Here is a 2,355-nt window from a genome sequence, read left to right on the forward strand (position 1 = left end):
CTCCGGCATCGGCGACGTGATCGCCAACTCCATCACCGAATCCGCCATGAACCCGCTGATCGCAGGCTGGCTGGTGGCCGTGCTCATCCGTCTCGCCACCGGTTCGGCAACCGTGGCGACCGTCACCGCCTCCGGCATCATGGTGCCGCTCGCCGCCGGCATGAGCCCGACCCATCTGGCACTGCTGGTGCTGGCCATCGGCGCAGGCTCCGTGTTCTTCTCCCACCTCAACGACGCCGGCTTCTGGCTGGTCAAGGAATACTTCGGCATGAGCGTGGGCCAGACGCTGAAGACCTGGTCGCTGATGGAAACCATTCTGTCGGTGGTCGGTCTGGGCTGCGTGATGCTGCTCTCGCTGGTACTTTGACGCACTGAACGCAGCAATCGCAACCACACTCACATAACCCAAAACATAACCAAAACTTGCCGCCCGCAAAGCTTGCCGCAACCTTCTTTTCTGCGTTGCGGAAGGCGCGGGAAGCCAACGGGCGGCATCAATCCTTATTCAAAATCGCAAAAACTTTTCAACCATTTTTAGAGAAAGAAGCACATCATGCAGTTGGGAATGATCGGCCTGGGACGTATGGGCGGCAACATGGCGAAGCGCATCGCGGCGGCAGGGCATGAGGTGGTCGGCTACGACCACTCCCCCGAGTCGGACCGCACCGTGGCAAGCCTGAAGGAACTGGTGGCCGCGCTGAAGGCCCCGCGTCTGGTGTGGGTCATGGTGCCGGCCGGTGAAGCGACCGACAGCACCATCAACGAGCTTGCCGAGCTTCTTCAGCCGGGCGATATGATCATCGACGGCGGCAACTCCCGTTACACCGACGACGCACGCCACGCGGCCGAACTGGAGCCGAAGGGCATCCATTTCATGGATTGCGGCGTCTCCGGCGGCGTGTGGGGCATCGACCGCGGCTACGCGCTTATGGTTGGCGGCAGCCAGGGGGACTTCGAGAGCGCGCGCCCGATTTTCGAGGCACTTAAGCCGGAAGGCGATTCCGGCTTGGTGCTGGCCGGCCCGGTGGGCGGCGGCCACTTCGCCAAGATGGTGCACAACGGCATCGAATACGGCATGATGCAGGCCTTCGGCGAAGGCTTCGCCACCATGGTGAAGTCCGATCTCGTTGAGGATCCGGCGGCCGTGATGAGCTCCTGGAGGGACGGTTCCGTGGTGCAGTCCTGGCTGCTCGACCTGCTGGCCATCGCCTTCAAGTCCGACCCGACGCTCAAGTCCATGCCGCCGGTCGCCAACGAGTCCGGCGAGGCGAAGTGGATGATCGAGGCGGCTCTCGAACTCGGCGTGCCGACCCCGGCCACCGCGGCCGCACTGTACGCACGTCAGACCTCGCGCGGCGGCGCCGACAACATCCTGCGCGTCGTGTCCACCATGCGCGCCCAGTTCGGCGGCCACGTCACCAAGATCGACGAGATCGCCACCCACTGACGGATTCACGCATTAACCGATTCAGATTCCTTCCTTCCCCATAACAGACTTCGCCCGTAGCTGGACCCCACCAGCTCCGGGCGAACCTGTATCAACGCACACGGTCCCGTCAGACAGTCGGCTTGCCGCCCCACAATCCTGCACTATCTCGCTTATAGATGGCGGATTTTCCAAATCGCCCCACGGTATCTCGCTTATAGATGGCGGGGTCCTACAGCAAAAAGGTTAGGGGGCAATATCCATACCCTCCAACCGGCTTTTCCCCGCATCATCCGCCATCCATAAGCGAGATGGCATCAGGCACGAGAGCGAATCCGCCATCTATAAGCGGAATATAGGCGAAATACGCGAGCGGCTCAGCGGCCGTACACCTCGTGCACGAATTTCTCAAGCGCCGCGATGGAACGCTCCACCTTCTCCGTGTCGATGCAGTAGGCCATGCGGAAGTAGCCGGGCACGCCGAAGCTGTCGGACGGCACGAGAATCAGGTCGTAATCCTTGGCCTTCATGCAGAACGCGTTCGCATCCTCCTCAAGCGCCTTCGGGAAGATGTAGAACGTGCCGCCGGGGCGCACCACGTCGAAGCCCAGACGGGTCAGCGCGTCGTACAGCAGGTTCATATTGGTCTCGTACACGGACAGGTCGCCCGTCTCGTCCACCACCTTGGCCACAGCCAGCTGCGCGGTGGAAGACGGGCAATTGTGGCCGGTGCCACGGCTGATCTGGCCGCACATCGGCACGATGAGCTTGGCGTCGGTGGCACGCGGATTCACCGCCACATAGCCGATGCGCTCGCCCGGCAGCGACAGCGACTTGGAGTACGAGTAGCACGAAAGCGTGTTGTCGTAGAACTTGCTCGGATACGGCTGCTCGCCGCCGTCGAACACGATCTCGCGGTACGGCTCGTC

Annotated in this window: 2 protein-coding genes and 1 pseudogene; 2 read left to right on the forward strand and 1 reads right to left on the reverse strand. The window is 62.3% G+C overall.

The window, feature by feature from the left end; translation table 11 throughout:
* A pseudogene (locus KSX58_RS10195) lies at nt 1-367 on the forward strand (GntP family permease); the annotation flags it as partial.
* Between the two features lie 186 nt (nt 368-553).
* Nucleotides 554-1,447 (forward strand): phosphogluconate dehydrogenase (NAD(+)-dependent, decarboxylating), encoded by an 894-nt coding sequence (gnd, locus tag KSX58_RS10200; protein ID WP_011742727.1) that lies wholly within the window; start codon nt 554-556, stop codon nt 1,445-1,447.
* A 356-nt stretch (nt 1,448-1,803) separates the two neighbouring features.
* Here the strand turns inward: gnd and KSX58_RS10205 are convergent.
* The coding region (locus KSX58_RS10205; RefSeq protein ID WP_217752134.1) for an aminotransferase class I/II-fold pyridoxal phosphate-dependent enzyme at nt 1,804-2,355 on the reverse strand (552 nt) is incomplete at its 5' end.

This window comes from Bifidobacterium sp. MSK.17.10, from assembly GCF_019129655.1.
Taxonomy (GTDB): Bacteria; Actinomycetota; Actinomycetes; order Actinomycetales; family Bifidobacteriaceae; genus Bifidobacterium; species Bifidobacterium adolescentis.